Here is a 17,967-nt window from a genome sequence, read left to right as displayed (position 1 = left end):
GATTTACTGGGCCGGCCACGTCCCTTGGACCAGAGGGGCCGCAGCGCGTTTCATCCCGGCCCGCCGGCACGGCTCTGCCGCCCATGCGGAGAAAACGGGATGCGCCAACTGAACCAGTGCGGGTATTTCGGTCAATCCATGCAATTGGAAGGCCTTGGTTGAATTTTCGCCCTGGGCCGGGCGCACCGCCTGGGCCGGGGCGGATCGGCCACAGCCCTGGGCCGGAACCGCCCGGCGGATTTGACAAACCCGCGCAATCGCTGGATGAATCCCACTTACCCTTTGCGAACGGGACCGCCATGGCCAGCCTTTCCGCAGATCCCAAGTTCAGCGCCGCGGTTTCAGGCGGCGCATTGCGGCTGGCGGGCGAGTTCACGGTCTGGACGCTGGGCCAACTGCCGCCCGAGGCCGGCGCGGCAGACCGGCTGGATCTGTCGGGGCTGACGCGCATCGACACCGCCGCCGCCTGGTACCTGGTCGGGCGCGAACGCCAGGGCGCGCAGCTGGACGGGCTGAGCGGGGCGCAGGCCCGGCTGCTGGACACCGTGCGCCAGGCGCTGCCCCGGCCCGATGCCGAAACCGCCGGCCTGGCCGGCTGGCGGCGGGTGCTGGAACAGACCGGGCGGCGCATGGCCGCGGCGCTGCTGTTCCTGCGCGAGATCGCCGAATACCTGGGCCGCTTCCTGGCCGCCCTGGCGCGCGGCATCCGGCATCCGGGCGATTTCCGCCTGACCTCGCTGGTCTATCACTGCCAGGAGACGGGCTTGCGCGCCGTGCCCATCGTGGCGCTGATGTCCTTTCTGATCGGCATCGTGCTGGCCTTCCAGGGTGCCGTCCAGCTGCGCCAGTTCGGGGCCGAGGTCTTTGTCATCGACCTGATCGCCATTTCCATCCTGCGCGAGCTGGGCATCCTGCTGACCGCGATCATCGTCGCCGGCCGCACTGCCTCGGCGCTGACCGCCTCGATCGGCTCGATGAAGATGAACGAGGAAATCGACGCCATGCGCACGCTGGGGCTGGACCCCGACATGGTGCTGATCCTGCCGCGCGTGCTGGCGCTGATCATCACCCTGCCCATCCTGGGACTGATCGCCAATATCGCCGGGCTGGTCGGCGGCGCGCTGATGTCTTGGATCGAGCTGGGCATCTCGCCCTCGATGTTCCGCTATCGTCTGCTGGCGGATACCAGCGTCGACCATGTCATCGTCGGCCTGTCCAAGGCGCCGGTCTTTGCGCTGATCATCGGCGTCATCGGCTGCCATGCCGGGATGAAGGTCGGCAAGGACGCGGAATCGCTGGGGGCCGAGACCTCGCGCGCCGTGGTCAACGCCATCTTCGCGGTGATCGTCGCCGATGCGCTGTTCTCGATCTTCTTCTCCGAGGTGGGGCTGTGAGCGGCAATATCATCGAGGTCCGGGGCCTGCGCACCCAGTTCGGCCGCCATGTCGTGCATGACGGGCTGGACCTCGACCTGCGGCGGGGCGAGATCCTGGGCGTGGTCGGCGGCTCGGGCACCGGGAAATCGGTGCTCTTGCGCACCATCGTCGGGCTGAACCGGCCGACCGCCGGCACGGTGCGGGTCTTTGGCGAGGACGTGGCGGCGCTGAGCGGCCCCGCGCGCGAGGCGCTAGAGCGGCGCTGGGGCGTGATGTTCCAGGGCGGCGCGCTGTTTTCCTCGCTGACCGTGCGCGAGAATGTCGAGGTGCCGCTGCGCGCCGTGCCGGACCTGTCGCCCGAGGCACGGCAGGGGCTGGCCGAACTCAAGGTCTCGATGGCCGGGCTGCCGTGGAGCGCCAATGACAAATACCCTTCGGACCTGTCGGGCGGCATGAGGAAACGCGCGGGGCTGGCGCGCGCGCTGGCGCTGGACCCCGAGATCCTGTTCCTGGACGAACCCACGGCGGGGCTGGACCCGATCGGCGCCGATGCCTTCGACCGGTTGATCGTCGAGCTGCGCGATGCGCTGGACCTGTCGGTGTTCCTGGTCACGCATGACCTGGATACGCTGCATGCCTGTTGCGACCGCATCGCGGTGCTGGCGGAAAACAAGGTGCTGGTCAGCGGCACCATGGCCGAGATGCTTCGGGTCGATCACCCTTGGGTGCATGAATATTTCCACGGGCCCCGTGCCCGCGCCGCCATGGCCACCGGCCGCGCAAAGGAGTGAAGCGATGGAGACCAAGGCCAATTACGTCCTGATCGGAGCCTTCACCATCGCCGGCTTCCTGGGGATGCTGCTGTTCCTGATGTGGTTCGCCAAGCTGCAGCTGGACCGGCAATTCGCCTATTACGACATCTATTTCCCGGAAGTCTCGGGCCTGGGTATATCCTCGGAGGTGCTTTTCGCCGGGCTTTCCGTCGGCAAGGTGGTGGACATGCAGCTGTCGCAAAGCGTGAACGGCGCGGTCCGGGTCCGGGTCGAGGTGGCCGAGGACACGCCGGTGCGCATCGATTCCCGCGCCGCCATCGAGATCCAGGGCGTCACCGGCGTCGCCAGCGTGGCGATCACCTCGGGCCAGCCCGATTCGCCGCTGCTGCGCGACGTGGACCCCGATTCGATCCCGGTGATCACCGCCAACCGCTCGGCGCTGCAAACCCTGTCGGACCAGGGCCCCGAGATGATCTCGCGGCTGAACACCGTGGCCGAGCAGCTGACGCAGCTTCTGGGCGACGAGAACCAGGACCGGGTGCGCAACATCCTGGACAATGTCGAACGCTCCAGCGCCAACCTGGACAAGGCGCTGGCCGATGTAACCACGGCCACCGAATCCATCGCCTCGGCCGCATCCGACATTTCGGGCTTCGGCGAGCGGCTGGACGGGCTCGGCGCCGCGGCCGAGACGACGCTGGGCAATGCCGACACGGCGCTGGCCAAGTTCAGTGAAAGCGCGGCCAAGGTCGACGCGGCGCTGGATTCGGGCACCGCCACGCTGGACGAGATGCGCGCCTATGTCGCGGACGACCTGAAGGCGCTGACGCAGCGGCTGGACCAGACCGCCGCTATGCTGCAATCCGACCTGGCCCGGCTGGCCGGGCGCGCCGAGCAAAGCCTCGACAGCCTGGACGCGGCGCTGGAGGTCGGCAGCCGCACGCTGGCCTCGGCCGAGCGCGCCTTCGACGGCGCCGACCGGGTCATCAACAGCAATGTCGAGCCGGTGGTGGCCGATCTACGCGTGACGCTGGGCAAGGCGAACGAGGCCATCGACCGCGTGGTCGCCGACCTGCCCGAGATCACCGAGCGGCTGCGCAATGCCGCCGACAGCGCCGAGACCGCCTTTGCCAGCCTGCGCGGGATGCTGGACAGCGCCCGCGCCCCGGTGCAGGCTTTCACCCGCGAGGGGCTGCCGCAATTCACCCGCATGGCCAGCGATCTGCGCGGGCTGGTGGGCAATGTGAACGAGCTGGTCTCGGCGTTGCGGCGCAACCCCTCGCAAATCTTCTCGGGGCCGCGCGCGCCCGAATTCCGCCGCTGAGAGGTCCGCCATGCGTCTTGCCGCCGCCTTGCTTGTCCTGACCCTGACCCTGCCGGGCTGCGCCGCCTTGCGCGCGCTGGAGGGCGAGCCCGACCGCGACGTGTTCGAACTGCGCCCGCCTTCGGACGTGCCGCGGAGCTGCGGCCGCGGCCGGCTGGCCGAGCTGGTGATCGAGCCGCCCAAGGCGCGCGGCACGCTGGACACCGACCGCATCATGATCCGGCCGAACCAGTTGCAGACGCAATACCTGCCCGATGCGCGCTGGGGCGACACGGTGCCGGTGACGCTGCAAACCCTGCTGGTGCGGGGCTTTGCCGTCTATGACGCCTTCACCCATGTCGGCCGCGCGCCGCTGGGCGCGGCGGGCGACTATGCGCTGATCTCCGAGATCAACGATTTCAACGCCGAGGTCGCGGGACAGGGCGCCATCATCAAGCTGACGGTCGATGCGCAGATGGTGCGCGAGATGGACGCCCGCGTCGTCTCGCGCGGGCATTTCACCGCCACGGCCCAGGCGGCGACGACGAAGACCGCCGACCTGATCCCGGCCTTCGACGCGGCCGGCCAGCAGCTTGTCGCGCAGATGACCGATTGGGGCCTCAACGCGGTGGGGGTGAACCCGGCGCGCTGCCGCTGATCAGAGGATGCCGCGCTGCTTCAGCAGCGCCTCTTCGTCGCCCGTCACCCAGCCAAAGACCCTGGGCGTCCCGTCGAGGATCTGCACCAGGTAATGCACCTCGAAGTCGATGGTCACATCGGGCGCCTTGCCCCGGTCATAGACGGCCCGCCAGCCGACATGGGCCAGGCAATGCAGCGCGTCCATCGGCGAAAGCCGGATCGCGCGGATCGTCATCGCCTTGGTGCCGATGGTGCGGTAATGCGCATAACCCTGCGCCATCGCCTGCCTTAGCTGGTCGTCGTTCCGGCCCGCCTTCACCCCCGCCGGAGATGCGGCGATGAACTCCGGCGCGTAAAGAGCGGCAAGCTCCTCCATATCCGCCTCGCCGGCCAGCGCCTGCGCGAACAGCCGCTCGTAGCGGGCGAAGAAGGCGCGGATGCTGTCCTCCATGGCTTCCTCCGGTCAGCCCTTGTGGAAATGGTCGACGATCTTCTGCGCCATGGATTCGCTGATGCCCTCGACCGCGACCAGGTCGGCCAGACCGGCGCGGCTGACCGCCTTGGCGCTGCCGAAATGCTGGAGCAGCGCGCGCTTGCGGGCGGCGCCGATGCCGGGGATCTCGTCCAGCGGATTGGCCATCGTGGCCTTGGCCCGCTTGGCGCGATGGGTGCCGATGGCCCAGCGATGCGCCTCGTCCCGCAGGCGCTGGACGAAATACAGCACCGGGTCGTTCATCCGCAGGGCGAAGGGCCGCTGGCCGTAGCGGTGGAATTCTTCCTTGCCGTGGTCGCGGTCCTCGCCCTTGGCGACGCCGACCATGGGAATGTCCTCGACCCCCATCTCGGCCATGATCTCATGCACGGCCGAGACCTGCCCGGCGCCGCCGTCGATCAGCAACAGGTCCGGCCAGGTGTCGGTCTGGCGATCCGGATCCTCTTTCAGCAGGCGCGAGAAGCGGCGGGTCAGCACCTCCTTCATCATGCCGAGATCGTCGCCCGGGGTGATCTCGGTGCCCTTGATGTTGAACTTGCGATACTGGCTCTTGATCCAGCCCTCGGGGCCGGCGACGACCATGCCGCCGACGGCATTGGTGCCCTGGATATGGCTGTTGTCATAGACCTCGATCCGCTGCGGCACCGCGGGCAGGTCCAGGGCCTCGGCCAGCCCCTCCAGCAGCCGCTGCTGCGCGGCGCTTTCCGACATGCGCCGCGCCAGGCTTTCGCGGGCATTGCGCAGGGCGTTTTCCACCAGCTCGGCCTTTTCGCCGCGCCGGGGCACGCCCAGCGTGACCTTGCGCCCGGCCTTTTCCGACAGCGCATCGGTCATCAGGTCCGGGTCTTCGATGCCATGCGACAAGAGGATCAGCCGCGGCGGCACCTTGCCGTCGTAGAATTGTGCCAGGAAAGCCTGCATCACCTCGTCGGCCGATTCCACCCCGTTCAGCCGCGGATAGAAGTCGCGGTTGCCCCAGCTCTGGTTGCCGCGGATGAAGAAGACCTGCACGCAGGCTTGCCCGCCCTCCATGTGCAGCGCGATCACGTCGGCCTCGGGCACGCCGCGCGGGTTGATGGCCTGCACCGATTGCACGGCGGTCAGCGCCTTGATGCGGTCGCGCAGCGCGGCGGCGCGTTCGTATTCCATCGCTTCCGCGGCCTCGGCCATCTCGCGCGCCAGGTCGGCCTGGATGCGGGTGGTCTTGCCCTGCAAAAACAGTTCGGCATCGGCGACCAGGGCATTGTATTCCTCCAGCCCGATCCGCCCGACGCAGGGCGCGCTGCAGCGTTTGATCTGGTAAAGCAGGCAGGGCCGGGTCCGGCTGGAGAAGGTGGCGTCGGTGCAGGACCGCAGCAAAAACACCCGCTGCAGCTGGTTCAGCGTCCGGTTCACCGCCCCGGCGCTGGCGAAGGGGCCGTAATAGTCGCCCTTTTCCGCCTTGGCGCCGCGGTGCTTCTTGATCTGCGCGAAGGGGTGCGACTTGGCGACCAGGATGTTGGGAAAGCTCTTGTCGTCGCGCAAGAGCACGTTGTAGCGCGGCTTGAGCTGCTTGATCAGGTTCTGCTCCAAGAGCAGCGCCTCGGTCTCGGTGCGCGTGGTCAGGAACATCATCGAGCAGGTCTCGCGGATCATCCGCGCGATCCGCGCCGAATGCCCGGTGCCGCGCGCATAGTTCGCGACCCTGGCCCGCAGGTTCCGGGCCTTGCCGACGTAAAGCACCGCCCCTTGCGCATCCAGCATGCGATAGACCCCCGGCGAGCCGTCGAGCGTGCGCAGATAGTCCTGGATCAGCGCATGGCCGGTCTTGGCAGGGCGCGTTTCTGGGGTGGAATCGGTCATGCTGCTAACGAAATGATTCTCGGCCTCGGCTGCAAGTTCGGGCAGGAAAGTTCAAGCTGAATCCTGTCCACGGAATCTGTGGATAACTCTGTGAGTCAGCTTGGGAGTATCACATGTTCAATTAGCGTTTCTTGGGGTTTCGTCACTTTGCACAAATTCTAGGCAGTATTGTAAGCCAATGATTAATATCACTATTTTTTCTCTCCTGTGCAATAGACTGAAATTCTTACCAGAATCGTGAAGATTGCGTGAATGCCTTCCGCAAAGTGGACAACTTGCCGCAGACGAGCGATTTTCCGCCTTACTCGACGCCCAGGACGTCGGGGGTGCGCCAGGCAAGGTGCTGGCCGCCGTCCACGCAGATCAGCTGTCCGGTGACCGATGGCGCATCCATCAGGTAACCCAGCGCGGCGCAGACATCCTCGGGCCCGGCGCCGCGTTGCAGGATGGTCGCGGCGCGCTGGTTGGCGAAATGGCTGTCGGATTGGCGGGTGCCCTGCATGGTCGGGCCGGGGCCGATGGCGTTGACGCGGATCTCGGGCGCCAGCGCCTGGGCCGAGGTCCGGGTCAGCCACCACAGCCCGGCCTTGGCCAGCGAATAGGTCATGAATTCGGGCGTCGGCTTCAGCACGCGCTGGTCGATCATGTTGACCACCAGCGCGCGCGCCACCGGCTCGGTCCCGCTGCGATCCGCCCTGGGGGCCTGCCGGGCAAAGGCCTGGGTCAGCACGAAAGGCGCGCGCAGGTTCGATCCGATGTGCCGGTCCCAGCTGTCGCGCGTCGCCGTGGCGATGTTGTCATATTCGAAGATCGAGGCATTGTTCACCAGCAGCGCCAGCGGTCCCAGCGCGGCCTGGGCGCGGTCCACCAGCGCCTCGCTCTGGTCCAGGTCCAGCAGGTCCGCCGCGAAGATCTCGGCGCGCACGCCCAGGGCGCGGGCCTCGGCGGCGGTGGCCTCGGCCTCGGCGGCCGAACTTTGGTAATGGATCGCCACGTCCAGCCCGCGCCGGGCCAGGTACAGGGTGATGGCCCGCCCCAGCCGGCGGGCGCCTCCGGTCACCAGCGCGGTCATTTCCGCCCGATCCCCAGCAGCCGCGCGATCACGCGGCGCACCGCCGGACCGGCGGCCAAGGCCAGCGCGATGATGATGAGCAGGCACAGGATGACGGTCTTGATCATCCGCGTCCCGCCCCGAAGCGCGCGAAGGCGGCGCGCTCCTCGATCCCGTCGATCAGGTCATCGGCGGAAAGGCCGAAGCGGCGCAGCAGCGGCACGCGCTGGCCATAGGTCAGGAAGCGCACCTCCTTGCCGTAAAGCTCGCGCATCTTGGGCACCAGATGGGCGATGCCGTCGGCAAGGCCCAGTTCCACCGCCTCGCGGCCGGTCCAGATCTCGCCGGTGAACAGGTCGCTGTCCTCGGGCAGGCGGCTGCCGCGGCGGGCGCGCACCTGCTGCTTGAAGGCGTCGTGGATCGGGCCCAGCAGGCGGTTCAGCCGCGCGACATCCTCGGGCGTTTCGGGGCGGAAGGGATCCAGCATCGACTTGGAACGGCCGGCGGTATGCACGCGGCGCTCGATGCCGTGGCGCTGGATCAACTCGGCAAAACCGAAGCCCGAGGAGATCACCCCGATCGAGCCGAGCACCGAGCTGTCGTCGGCCCAGATGTAGTCCGCCGCCGTCGCCAGCCAATAGCCGCCCGAGGCCGCCACGTCCTCGACGAAGGCATGGACCGGGATCTCGCGCTCCTCGGCAAGGCGGCGGATGCGGGCGCCGATCAGGCTGGACTGCACCGGCGAGCCGCCGGGCGAGTTCAGCGCCAAGGCCACGGCGGCGGGCTTGCGGCGCTTGAAGGCGCGCTCCAGCAGCGGCGCCAGGGCGGCATCGGACAGGCCGGGGCCGCCGCGGCCGGCAACCCCGATGGCGCCTTGCAGGCGCAGGACGGCGACGGTGGCCGGGCGGTTCAGGAACGGTATTCTCATGGGCTCCAGATAGGCAGATGCGGGGCTGCGGGCAAGCTCTCAGCCGCGGGCTTTCAGAAAGGCCAGGACTTCTGCGCGGTCAGGCATGGCGTCGCCGGCGCCCTGGCGGGTGACTTGCAGCGCGGCGGCGGCGGCGGCGTGGCGCAATGCGGTCGGCATGTCCTCGCCCCGCGCCAGCCCGGCGGCGAACCAGCCGGTAAAGCAATCCCCGGCGCCGGTCGTATCCACCGCCTGCACCGCAAAGGCCGGCTGGCGCCAGACCTGCCCGCTGCCGAGGTCGCGGAACTCGGCCCCCTCGGCGCCGCGGGTGATCAGCATGCCCTCGACCGGCAGGTCTTCGCCAAAGGCGGCGAACGTGTCGCGGGCCTCGATCTGGTTCACCGCCAGGATCGAGACATGCGGCAGCACCTCGCGCAGCGCGGCGATGCTGAAGGGGGCGGCGGAATAGATCACCCGCGCCCCGGCCCGGCGGGCGTGCAGGGCGGCTTCGGCTTGCAGGTTGGTTTCGTTCTGCATCAGCAGGATGTCGCCGCGCCCCAGGCCGGCCGGGCTGGCCAGGTTGGCCGGCAGCGCCATGTTGGCGCCGCCATGCACCACGATCGAGTTCTCGCCCGCCGCATCGACCATGATGATGGCATGGCCGGTGGCAATGCCGGGCAGCCGGGTGATGGCCGAGATCCCGACCCCTGCCGCGGCAAGTCGCCGCGGCACCCAGTCGTCGCCCGTGCCCATGGCGCCCAGGTGGATGACATCGGCCCCGGCGCGGGCGGCGGCGACCGACTGGTTCGCGCCCTTGCCGCCCAGCCCCTGCGCATAGGATAGCGCGTGCCGCGTCTCGCCCGGACGGGGCAGGGCGGGCAGGCAATAGACATGATCGATATTGATCGAGCCGAGATTATAGATCGCCATGTCCCGTCCCTCGCCAGTGCCCTGCCAGGCCATCTGAACGAGGCGCGGCCGGCTTGTCCATATCGGCCGGGGCGGGAAGCGCGACCGGCCATGAAAAAACGCGCCCCGAGGGGGCGCGTTCCAGGATCAGGGGCGGGCGATCATTCCGGCTTGCGCGGATGCTTGATCGGTTGCCACAGCTTCTTGTTGGTCAGGTAGAGCAGCGCCGACAGCACGATCAGGAAGAGTACCGAGACGAAGCCGACCTGCTTGCGGTCCATCATCTTCGGCTCGGCGGTCCACATCAGGAAGGCGGCCACGTCGCGCGCCATCTGGTCGACCGTCGCCGGGGTCCCGTCCTCATAGGTGACCTGGTCGTCGCTGAGCGGCGGCGCCATCTGGATCCAGTTCCCCGCAAAGGCGGCGTTGTGGTAAAGCACCGTCCCCGCCTCTTCCTTTTCCTCGCCGTCATAGCCGGTCAGCACGGCGTGGATGTATTCCGGGCCGCCGATGCCCTTGAACAGCTGCGCAAGGCCGGTGCCATAGGGGCCGTGGAAGCCGGCGCGCGCCTTGGCCATCAGCGACAGGTCCGGGCCCATGCCGTCGCCGGTCACGGTCGGGAAGTGGTCGGTGGGAACACGCGGCCGATCCTCGCCGGTTTCGGCATCGGTGATGTCGAAATTCGCGGCATAGGCGCGGACCTGGTCCTCGGGCAGCTGCGGGCCGCCTTCGTCGGCCAGCGTCCGCAGCGGCACGTAGCGCAGGCCGTGGCAGGCCGAGCAGACCTCGGTATAGACCTGCAAACCGCGCTGCAGCTGGTGCTGGTCGAAGGTGCCGAAGGGGCCCTCGAAGCTGAACGAGATGTCCTCGATATGCGCGACGGCATGGCTGTCGGCGGCCTCCTCGGCGTGTTCGGCCGGGGCTGCCTCGGCAGCTTCCTCCTCGACAGCCGCCTCTTCGGCGGCTTCCTCGGCGTCCGCTTCCGGTTCCTCGGCGGCGGGCTCTTCGGCGGCAGGCTCTGCCTCTTCCGCCGGAGTTTCCTCGGCAGCGGGTTCTTCGGCAGTCGGTTCCTCTGCAGGGGCCTCCTCGGCCGCCTCGGCAGGCTCTTCAGCAACCGGCTCCTCGGCCGCCGCGGCGGGGGCCTCCTCGGCGGTTGCGGCCGGTTCCTCGGCAGCAGGCTCGGCCTCGATGGCCGCTTCCGGCTCTTCGGTGGCGGCTGGAGCCTCCGATGCCGCCGGTTCCTCGGCGGCGGATTCTTCCGCGGGGGCTCTTCCTGCGGCTCCGGCCTCGGGCGCGGCGGTGTCAGCCGCCGGCGCCGTTTCGGCCGCCGGGGCGGCCGTGTCGTTGGTCTGGTAGCTCGAGCCCGCGGGGGCCGTCGTACCGGGCGCGGTGCTGGCGTCCTGCGCCACGGCGCCGCCTGCCAGGGCAACCGTCAGGGCCGCAACAGCCGTGAGCGATGCGTTTCTCAGGGTCATTGTTGCCTCTCCTTACTCGGCAGGATGGGTTTCGGGCCCGTAATGGGCATTGAAATCGTCCTCGATCGTCTGCGGCATGGGATCGGGCTTCTCGATAATGCCCAGCAGCGGCAGGATGATGAGGAAATAGGCGAACCAATAGGCCGCCCCGGCCAGCGCGATATAGGGATAGATCCCCTCGGCCGGCATGGCGCCCACCCAGGTCAGGACCACGAAATCGACCGCCAGCAGCCAGAACCACCACTTGAACAGCGGACGATACTGGCCCGAGCGCACCCGCGAGGTGTCAAGCCAGGGCACCAGCGCCATGACCAGGATGGCGCCGAACATCGCGATCACGCCGAAGAACTTGGCGTCGATGATGCCGAAGGACAGCCAGTTGACCAGCATCACCAGCCAGACATCGGCGGTGAAGGCGCGCAGGATGGCGTAGAAGGGCAGGAAATACCATTCGGGCACGATATGCGCCGGCGTCACCAGCGGGTTCGCCTCGATATAGTTGTCGGGGTGGCCCAGGTAGTTGGGCATGAAGCCGACGATGGCGAAGAACACCACCAGCACCACGCCCAGCGCGAACAGATCCTTGATCACGAAATAGGGCCAGAAGGGCAGGGTGTCCTTTTTCGCCTCTTCCTTCGAGGTGCGGCGGACCTCGACGCCGGTCGGGTTGTTGTTGCCGGTGGTGTGGAAGGCCCAGATATGGACGATCACCAGCGCCGCGATGACGAAGGGCAGCAGGTAATGCAGCGAGAAGAAGCGGTTGAGCGTCGGGTTGTCCACCGCCGGGCCGCCCAGCAGCCAGGTCTGGATCGCCTCGCCGATGCCGGGGATCGCGCCGAACAGGCCGGTGATCACCGTGGCGCCCCAGAAGGACATCTGGCCCCAGGGCAGCACGTAGCCCATGAAGGCGGTGCCCATCATCATCAGATAGATCAGCATGCCGACGATCCAGGTCACTTCGCGCGGCGCCTTGTAGGAGCCGTAATAGAGGCCGCGGAAGATGTGGATATAGACGGCGAGGAAGAACAGCGAGGCGCCGTTCGCATGCAGGTAGCGCAGCATGTAGCCGCCGTTCACGTCGCGCATGATATGCTCGACCGAGGCGAAGGCCAGGTCGACATGCGGGGTGTAATGCATCACCAGCACGATGCCGGTGGCGATCTGCAGCACCAGGCAGAAGGCCAGCACGATGCCCCAGATCCACCACCAGTTGAGGTTCTTGGGGGTGGGGATCATCAGCGTGTCATAGACCAGGCTGACGATGGGCAGGCGGCGATGCAGCCAGCGCTCGAAACCCGTCTTGGGCTCGTAATGGTCGTGGGGAATACCGGCCATGTGCGCCTCCTCAGCCCAGTTTGATGGTGGTTTCGTCAAGGAATTCGGCGACCGGGATATGCAGGTTCTCCGGTGCCGGTCCGCGGCGGATGCGGCCCGCCTGATCGTAATGCGAGCCGTGGCAGGGGCAGAACCAGCCGCCGAAATCGCCGGCGCCGTCGCCGATCGGCACGCAGCCCAGGTGGGTGCAGACGCCGATCATCACCAGCCATTCTCCGGCCTCGTCCATCGTGCGGTTTTCGTCGGTGGCGGGCGCGTCGGGCTTGTTGGGGTTCTGGGCGCTCTGGTCGATCAGCTGGTTCAGCTGGACGGCGCGGCCCCCCTCGATCTCTTCCTCGGTGCGGCGGCGGATGAACACGGGCTTGCCGAGCCATTTCACCGTCAGCTGGGTGCCGGTCTCGACGCCGCTGACATCGACCTGGATCGAGGCGAGCGCCTGGACGTCGGCCGAGGGGTTCATCTGGTTGACAAGGGTCCAGGCTGCGGCTCCGGCCGCGACGGCGCCGGCACCGGCGGTCGCGTAGTAGAGGAAGTCCCTCCGGGTGGCGCCGTGGTCGCCTGCGTGTTCGTCTGCGTGGGACACGGTTCTGATCTCCATTTATGCCCCGGAATCGGGGCGATACGACGGAACGGGTCGTGTTTATCGCACAGCCCTCGCCGGGCGGTTCTAGCGATCAAATCCGCGTCAGTCCAGCGGCCCCGGTGCGCGCCAGCGCCGCAAATCGCCGCAGGTGTGGGATTTTGGTTGCGCGGGAAGCGACGGGTTTGGGGGTATCTGCGCTAAAGCAGTCCTTCGCTGCGAAAGCTGAGTTCGCGCGAGCGGCCGATGATCAGGTGATCGTGGACGGCGATTCCCATCACCTCGGCCGCGGCGGTGATGCGCGCCGTCATGGAGATGTCGGCCTGCGACGGCGTTGGATCGCCCGAGGGGTGGTTGTGGACCAGGATCAGCGCGCTGGCGGTCAGCTCCAGCGCCCGGCGCATGATCTCGCGCGGATAGACCGGGACGTGATCGACGGTGCCGCGGGCCTGTTCCTCATCGGCGATCAGCACGTTCTTGCGGTCGAGGTAAAGCACGCGGAACTGTTCGATCTCGCGATGCGCCATGGCGGTGTGGCAATAGTCCAACAGCGCGTCCCAGCTGGTCAGCACCGGGCGGTGCAGCACGCGCGAGCGCGCCAGCCGCTGCGCCGCGGCCTCGACGATCTTCAACTCCTGCACCACGGCGGGGCCTGCGCCCGCAACCTCGGCCAGCCGGGCTGGCGGGGCCGAAAGCACGCGGTTGAAATCGCCGAAATGGTCCAGCAGCCGGCGCGCCAGCGGCTTCACGTCCTGGCGCGGAATGGCGCGGAACAGCACCAGTTCCAGCAACTCGTAATCGGGCATCGCGGCCGCGCCGCCCTGCATGAAGCGGTCGCGCAGCCGGGCGCGGTGATCGGCAATATAGCTGGGCAGGCGGTTGCCGCGCGCCGGGATGGCAGTCCCGGCGGGCGGCGCTTCGTCCCCCGCGGTTCCTGGCTCGGGGGCGAAAAGCGGAAGCGGAGCTTCGTGAAAGGCGCGATTCGGTTCCATGCCGCCAGACTGGCACGGAAGGATGAACGGGCGGTTAACGCCTGATCACCCTTTCATCTCGTCCCAGAAGCCTTTGATCTTCTGGAAAAATCCATGGGTCTGCGGGTTGTTGTCGGCATTGATCGCCTCGAACTCGCGCAAAAGCTCCTTCTGGCGCGCGGTCAGGTTCACCGGGGTTTCGACCGCCAGTTCGATCAGCATGTCGCCGGCTTCGCCGTTCAGCCCCGGCCCGTGGCGCAGGGGCGGCATGCCCTTGCCGCGCAGCCGCAACTGCTTGCCCGATTGCGTGCCCGGCGGCACCTTGACGCGCGAGCGGCCGCCGTCGATGGTCGGCACCTCGATCTCGCCGCCCAGGGCGGCGGTGGCCATGCTGACCGGAACCTGGCAGGCCAGCATCCGGCCATCGCGCATGAAGATCGGGTGTTCCTTGACCTCGATGAAGATATAGAGATCGCCTGCCGGACCGCCGCGCATGCCGGCATCCCCCTCGCCGGCCAGGCGGATGCGGGTGCCGGTCTCGACCCCGGCGGGGATGTTCACCGAAAGCGTGCGCTCTTTCTGGACGCGGCCGGCGCCGCGGCATTCCTGGCAGGGATTCTTGACGATCTGGCCCTGGCCGTTGCAGGTCGGACAGGTGCGCTCGACGGTGAAGAAACCCTGCGTCGCCCGGACCTTGCCCATGCCCGAGCAGGTAGGGCAGGTGGCGGGCTCGACCGCGCCCTCGGCGCCGGTGCCGTTGCAGGCGCCGCAGGCGACCGAGCCGGGCACGGTGATGGTCTTTTGCGCGCCGTTATAGGCTTCCTCGAGCGAGACGCGCAGGTTATAGCGCAGATCCTGGCCGCGGCTGGCGCGCGAGCGTCCGCCGCCCCCGGCGCGGCGGCCCATCATGTCGCCGAACAGATCCTCGAACACATCGGCAAAGGCCGAGCCGAAATCGCCATGGCCGTTGCCACGGCCGAAACCGCCGCCGCCATTCTCGAAGGCGGCATGGCCGAAGCGGTCGTAGGCGGCCTTTTTCTGGTCGTCCTTCAGACAATCGTAAGCCTCGTTCACTTCCTTGAACGCGGCTTCGGACACCTTGCAATCCTTGTTGCGGTCGGGATGCAACTGCTTTGCCTTGGCGCGGTAGGCCTTCTTGATCTCGTCGGCCGAGGCGCCCCGAGGAACGCCCAGCACCTCGTAATAGTCACGTTTCGCCATGTTCATCGCGTCCGGGGTCTTTCAAGCAATGACCGGCCCGTGCGGGTCTGCATCGGGCCGGCCGGGTGGCTCACATCGCGCTTACTTGCGCTTGTCTTCGCCGAGATCCTCGAAGTCGGCATCGACGATCTCGTCATCCACGTCGCGCGGGCCGGCGTCGCGCTCGGTCTCGCCGGCGCCCGCCTCGGCCTGGCTGGCCTTGTAGATGGCCTCGCCCAGCTTCATCGAGGCATCCATCAGGTTCTGGATGCCGCCCTTGATCTTGCCGGCATCCTCGGACTTGACGGCCTCTTCCAGCGCGCCCACGGCCAGCTCGATCGCCTCGACGGTCGAGCCGTCCACCTTGTCGCCATGCTCTTCCAGCGACTTTCTGGTGGTGTGGATCAGGCTTTCGGCCTGGTTCTTGGCCTCGACCAGCTCCTTGCGCTGCTTGTCGGCCTCGGCATTGGCCTCGGCATCCTTGACCATCCGCTCGATCTCGTCATCCGACAGCCCGCCCGAGGCCTGGATGGTGATCTTCTGCTCCTTGCCGGTGCCCTTGTCCTTGGCCGAAACCGAGACGATGCCGTTGGCGTCGATGTCGAAGGTCACCTCGATCTGCGGCATGCCGCGCGGCGCCGGCGGGATGTTTTCCAGGTTGAACTGGCCCAGCAGCTTGTTGTCCGCGGCCATCTCGCGCTCGCCCTGGAAGACCCGGATGGTCACGGCGTTCTGGTTGTCCTCGGCGGTCGAGAAGATCTGCGACTTCTTGGTCGGGATCGTGGTGTTGCGGTCGATCAGCCGGGTGAACACGCCGCCCAGCGTCTCGATGCCCAGCGACAGCGGCGTCACGTCCAGCAGCACCACGTCCTTGACGTCGCCCTGCAGCACGCCGGCCTGGATCGCGGCGCCCAGCGCCACGACCTCGTCCGGGTTCACGCCCTTGTGCGGTTCCTTGCCGAAGAAGGCGGTCACTTCTTCGACCACCTTGGGCATCCGGGTCATGCCGCCGACCAGCACGATCTCGTCGATGTCGCCCTTGGACATGCCGGCATCCTTCAGCGCGTCCTGGACCGGCTTCATGGTGCGCTTGATCAGGTCGGCGACCAGGCTTTCCAGCTTGGCGCGGGTCAGCTTCATCACCATGTGCAGCGGCGTGCCCGAATCCTTGTCCATCGAAATGAACGGCTGGTTGATCTCGGTCTGGCTGGAGCTCGACAGCTCGATCTTGGCCTTCTCGGCCGCCTCTTTCAGGCGCTGGAGCGCCATCTTGTCCTTGGTCAGGTCGACGCCATGCTCTTTCTTGAACTCGTCGGCCAGGTAGTTGACGATGCGCATGTCGAAGTCTTCACCGCCCAGGAACGTGTCCCCGTTGGTGGATTTCACCTCGAACAGGCCGTCGTCGATTTCCAGGATGGTGATGTCGAAGGTGCCGCCGCCGAGGTCATAGACCGCGATGGTCTTGCTGTCCTTCTTGTCGAGGCCGTAAGCCAGCGCGGCCGCGGTCGGCTCGTTGATGATGCGCAGCACTTCAAGCCCGGCGATCTTGCCGGCGTCCTTGGTGGCCTGACGCTGGGCGTCGTTGAAATAGGCGGGCACCGTGATGACGGCCTGCGTCACCGGCTCGCCCAGATAGGATTCGGCGGTTTCCTTCATCTTTTGCAGGATGAAGGCAGAGATCTGGCTGGGCGAATACTTGTCGCCGCGCACCTCGACCCAGGCGTCGCCATTGCCGCCGTCGACGATGGCATAGGGGACGAGCTTCTTGTCCTTTTCGACTTCCGCGTCGGTGGTGCGGCGGCCGATCAGGCGCTTCACGGCAAAGATCGTATTCGACGGATTGGTAACCGCCTGACGCTTCGCCGGCTGGCCGACCAGACGTTCGCTGTCAGTGAAGGCGACGATCGAGGGCGTGGTGCGCGCGCCTTCCGAATTCTCGATGACCTTGGGCTGGCTGCCATCCATGATGGCGACGCAGCTGTTGGTGGTTCCGAGGTCGATGCCGATGACTTTGGACATGCAATAACCTTTCTTGCGGCGATAGTCTGGGCCTTGGGTCCACAAGCGGCCCCCGAAGCCCGATCCCTGGTTTGACCGAAGGGCGCCTGGTTCGGGAACCCTTCGAACTTCATGGGCCTATATAGGAAGGGGTCTGTCGGGCTGCAAGCAGACCGGAGGGCAGAAAACATGCTGCCCGAACCGGTGTCCGGGGCACCCCCGCGACAGCGGGGACAGGCCGGCAGGGTGCCGGGCGGGGCAGGGTGCGGGGGCCGTCTTCACCGGCCGGCCGCCCAACTGATCGAGACCGCCTTGCGGGTGGTATATTCGGCCATCAGCCCGATCATCAGCAGCGTCAGCGTGGCATAGAGCGGGTAGTCCAGCGACGAGTTGCGCGGCGAGTAGTTGATGAAGGCAAAGCCGCGGGTCTGGTCGATCAGGTGGAACAGCGGGTTCCAGGAAAACATCTGCAGCACGGCGCTGGGCATGACGTTCGCAACGAACATCTTGCCGGAAAACACCATGTTGATGCGCTGGTAGAACTGCGTCAGCACCTGCGCCGCCTGCGGCCACCAGGGCCGCAAGGCCAGGAAGATCAGCCCGATGCAGCAGCCCGAGAACCAGGCCAGAACCAGCATGGCATAGCAGGCCAGCGGCTTGTCGATCTGGATCGGCTGGATCAGGTAATGATAGCTGCTCAGCACCACCACGGCCGAGAAGGTCTGCTTGTAGAGCGAGGCGAGTGCCGCGGCCGAGATCATCACCGCGGTGTTCATCGGCCCGTGCTTCATCATCTGGTTGCTGGGGTTGCCGGCCAGGACCACCGCGCCGATGGTCTGGGAATGGGCCATGAACATGAAGATCCCGGACATGATATAGACGATGTAGTCGCCGCGGATCGGCGCGTGGCGCACGCCCATGATGGCAAAAAGCAGATAGAAGCCCAGGATCATGCTGACGGCCTGCACGACCGTCATGATCAGCCCGACCACGGCGTTGCGCTGGCCCTTGCGCAGGTTGTTGACCGTCACGTGATAGATCAGCGACAGCGTGGTGAACGCAGCCTCGACCATGTTGCGGCTGCGGTGCTGGGTGAACATGGGCGGGTGGCTCTG

Annotated in this window: 15 protein-coding genes and 1 pseudogene; 4 read left to right on the top strand and 12 right to left on the bottom strand. The window is 67.1% G+C overall.

What is annotated here, in order from left to right:
• Positions 1 to 299: 299 nt before the first annotated feature.
• The 4 genes from ACDP63_RS12515 to ACDP63_RS12500 are packed head-to-tail and all read left to right on the top strand — an operon-like array spanning position 300 to position 4,110.
• On the top strand, positions 300 to 1,394 hold the full coding sequence (locus ACDP63_RS12515) for an MlaE family ABC transporter permease (RefSeq protein WP_024843565.1): 1,095 nt from the start codon (positions 300 to 302) through the stop codon (positions 1,392 to 1,394).
• Complete coding sequence (locus ACDP63_RS12510) at positions 1,391 to 2,167, top strand: ABC transporter ATP-binding protein (protein WP_024843566.1); 777 nt, start codon at positions 1,391 to 1,393, stop codon at positions 2,165 to 2,167. Before ACDP63_RS12515 ends, ACDP63_RS12510 begins: the two co-directional genes overlap by 4 nt.
• Before the next feature lie 4 nt (positions 2,168 to 2,171).
• Entirely contained in the window at positions 2,172 to 3,473 is a 1,302-nt protein-coding gene (locus tag ACDP63_RS12505) for an MlaD family protein (protein ID WP_024843567.1), read from the top strand.
• Positions 3,474 to 3,483: 10 nt separating this feature from the next.
• Complete coding sequence (locus ACDP63_RS12500) at positions 3,484 to 4,110, top strand: ABC-type transport auxiliary lipoprotein family protein (RefSeq protein WP_024843568.1); 627 nt, start codon at positions 3,484 to 3,486, stop codon at positions 4,108 to 4,110.
• Here the strand turns inward: ACDP63_RS12500 and ACDP63_RS12495 are convergent, their stop codons facing one another.
• The 12 genes and pseudogenes from ACDP63_RS12495 to ACDP63_RS12440 form a co-directional block, all read right to left on the bottom strand.
• On the bottom strand, positions 4,111 to 4,542 hold the full coding sequence (locus ACDP63_RS12495) for a DUF4440 domain-containing protein (RefSeq protein WP_024843569.1): 432 nt from the start codon (positions 4,540 to 4,542) through the stop codon (positions 4,111 to 4,113).
• 12 nt (positions 4,543 to 4,554) lie between these two features.
• A complete protein-coding gene (uvrC, locus tag ACDP63_RS12490) occupies positions 4,555 to 6,426 on the bottom strand; it encodes an excinuclease ABC subunit UvrC (protein ID WP_409928098.1) in 1,872 nt (623 codons plus the stop codon).
• Between the two features lie 301 nt (positions 6,427 to 6,727).
• The gene (locus ACDP63_RS12485; RefSeq protein ID WP_024843571.1) at positions 6,728 to 7,498 is read right to left on the bottom strand and encodes an SDR family oxidoreductase; all 771 of its coding nucleotides are present in this window, start codon (positions 7,496 to 7,498) and stop codon (positions 6,728 to 6,730) included.
• A 103-nt stretch (positions 7,499 to 7,601) separates the two neighbouring features.
• Positions 7,602 to 8,405, bottom strand: a complete 804-nt coding sequence (locus ACDP63_RS12480) for a S49 family peptidase (RefSeq protein WP_024843572.1) — start codon at positions 8,403 to 8,405, stop codon at positions 7,602 to 7,604.
• A gap of 39 nt (positions 8,406 to 8,444) precedes the next feature.
• A complete protein-coding gene (locus tag ACDP63_RS12475) occupies positions 8,445 to 9,314 on the bottom strand; it encodes a ribokinase (RefSeq protein WP_024843573.1) in 870 nt (289 codons plus the stop codon).
• A 140-nt stretch (positions 9,315 to 9,454) separates the two neighbouring features.
• Positions 9,455 to 10,168 (bottom strand): annotated as a pseudogene (locus ACDP63_RS12470) (cytochrome c1); the annotation flags it as partial.
• Positions 10,169 to 10,780: 612 nt separating this feature from the next.
• Entirely contained in the window at positions 10,781 to 12,103 is a 1,323-nt protein-coding gene (petB, locus tag ACDP63_RS12465) for a cytochrome b (protein WP_024843575.1), read from the bottom strand.
• A gap of 10 nt (positions 12,104 to 12,113) precedes the next feature.
• The gene (gene petA / locus ACDP63_RS12460; RefSeq protein WP_024843576.1) at positions 12,114 to 12,686 is read right to left on the bottom strand and encodes a ubiquinol-cytochrome c reductase iron-sulfur subunit; all 573 of its coding nucleotides are present in this window, start codon (positions 12,684 to 12,686) and stop codon (positions 12,114 to 12,116) included.
• Positions 12,687 to 12,883: 197 nt separating this feature from the next.
• Entirely contained in the window at positions 12,884 to 13,675 is a 792-nt protein-coding gene (gene radC, locus ACDP63_RS12455) for a RadC family protein (RefSeq protein ID WP_024843577.1), read from the bottom strand.
• Positions 13,676 to 13,720: 45 nt separating this feature from the next.
• Positions 13,721 to 14,875, bottom strand: coding sequence for a molecular chaperone DnaJ (dnaJ, locus tag ACDP63_RS12450; protein ID WP_024843578.1), 1,155 nt, complete (start codon positions 14,873 to 14,875; stop codon positions 13,721 to 13,723).
• A gap of 81 nt (positions 14,876 to 14,956) precedes the next feature.
• Entirely contained in the window at positions 14,957 to 16,873 is a 1,917-nt protein-coding gene (gene dnaK, locus ACDP63_RS12445) for a molecular chaperone DnaK (RefSeq protein ID WP_024843579.1), read from the bottom strand.
• Between the two features lie 257 nt (positions 16,874 to 17,130).
• Positions 17,131 to 17,952 carry an ABC transporter permease gene (locus ACDP63_RS12440; RefSeq protein ID WP_024843580.1) on the bottom strand — a complete coding sequence of 274 codons (822 nt, stop codon included), beginning with the start codon at positions 17,950 to 17,952 and terminating at the stop codon, positions 17,131 to 17,133.
• Between the last annotated feature and the right edge of the window lie 15 nt (positions 17,953 to 17,967).

The organism is Paracoccus sp. P2 (assembly GCF_046335115.1).
GTDB classification, from domain to species: domain Bacteria; phylum Pseudomonadota; class Alphaproteobacteria; order Rhodobacterales; family Rhodobacteraceae; genus Paracoccus; species Paracoccus pantotrophus.
The sequence above is the reverse complement of the archived record's forward strand: the minus strand, read 5'-3'. Positions and strand labels throughout refer to the sequence as shown.

Excerpts from the sequence above, each read along its gene's own strand:
- ACDP63_RS12515 (WP_024843565.1), top strand. The coding sequence starts at position 300 with ATGGCCAGCCTTTCCGCAGATCCCAAGTTCAGCGCCGCGGTTTCAGGC.
- ACDP63_RS12505 (WP_024843567.1), top strand. The coding sequence starts at position 2,172 with ATGGAGACCAAGGCCAATTACGTCCTGATCGGAGCCTTCACCATCGCC.
- ACDP63_RS12500 (WP_024843568.1), top strand. The coding sequence starts at position 3,484 with ATGCGTCTTGCCGCCGCCTTGCTTGTCCTGACCCTGACCCTGCCGGGC.
- ACDP63_RS12495 (WP_024843569.1), bottom strand. The coding sequence starts at position 4,542 with ATGGAGGACAGCATCCGCGCCTTCTTCGCCCGCTACGAGCGGCTGTTC.
- uvrC (WP_409928098.1), bottom strand. The coding sequence starts at position 6,426 with ATGACCGATTCCACCCCAGAAACGCGCCCTGCCAAGACCGGCCATGCG.
- ACDP63_RS12485 (WP_024843571.1), bottom strand. The coding sequence starts at position 7,498 with ATGACCGCGCTGGTGACCGGAGGCGCCCGCCGGCTGGGGCGGGCCATC.
- ACDP63_RS12480 (WP_024843572.1), bottom strand. The coding sequence starts at position 8,405 with ATGAGAATACCGTTCCTGAACCGCCCGGCCACCGTCGCCGTCCTGCGC.
- ACDP63_RS12475 (WP_024843573.1), bottom strand. The coding sequence starts at position 9,314 with ATGGCGATCTATAATCTCGGCTCGATCAATATCGATCATGTCTATTGC.
- petB (WP_024843575.1), bottom strand. The coding sequence starts at position 12,103 with ATGGCCGGTATTCCCCACGACCATTACGAGCCCAAGACGGGTTTCGAG.
- radC (WP_024843577.1), bottom strand. The coding sequence starts at position 13,675 with ATGGAACCGAATCGCGCCTTTCACGAAGCTCCGCTTCCGCTTTTCGCC.
- dnaJ (WP_024843578.1), bottom strand. The coding sequence starts at position 14,875 with ATGGCGAAACGTGACTATTACGAGGTGCTGGGCGTTCCTCGGGGCGCC.
- dnaK (WP_024843579.1), bottom strand. The coding sequence starts at position 16,873 with ATGTCCAAAGTCATCGGCATCGACCTCGGAACCACCAACAGCTGCGTC.
- ACDP63_RS12440 (WP_024843580.1), bottom strand. The coding sequence starts at position 17,952 with ATGTTCACCCAGCACCGCAGCCGCAACATGGTCGAGGCTGCGTTCACC.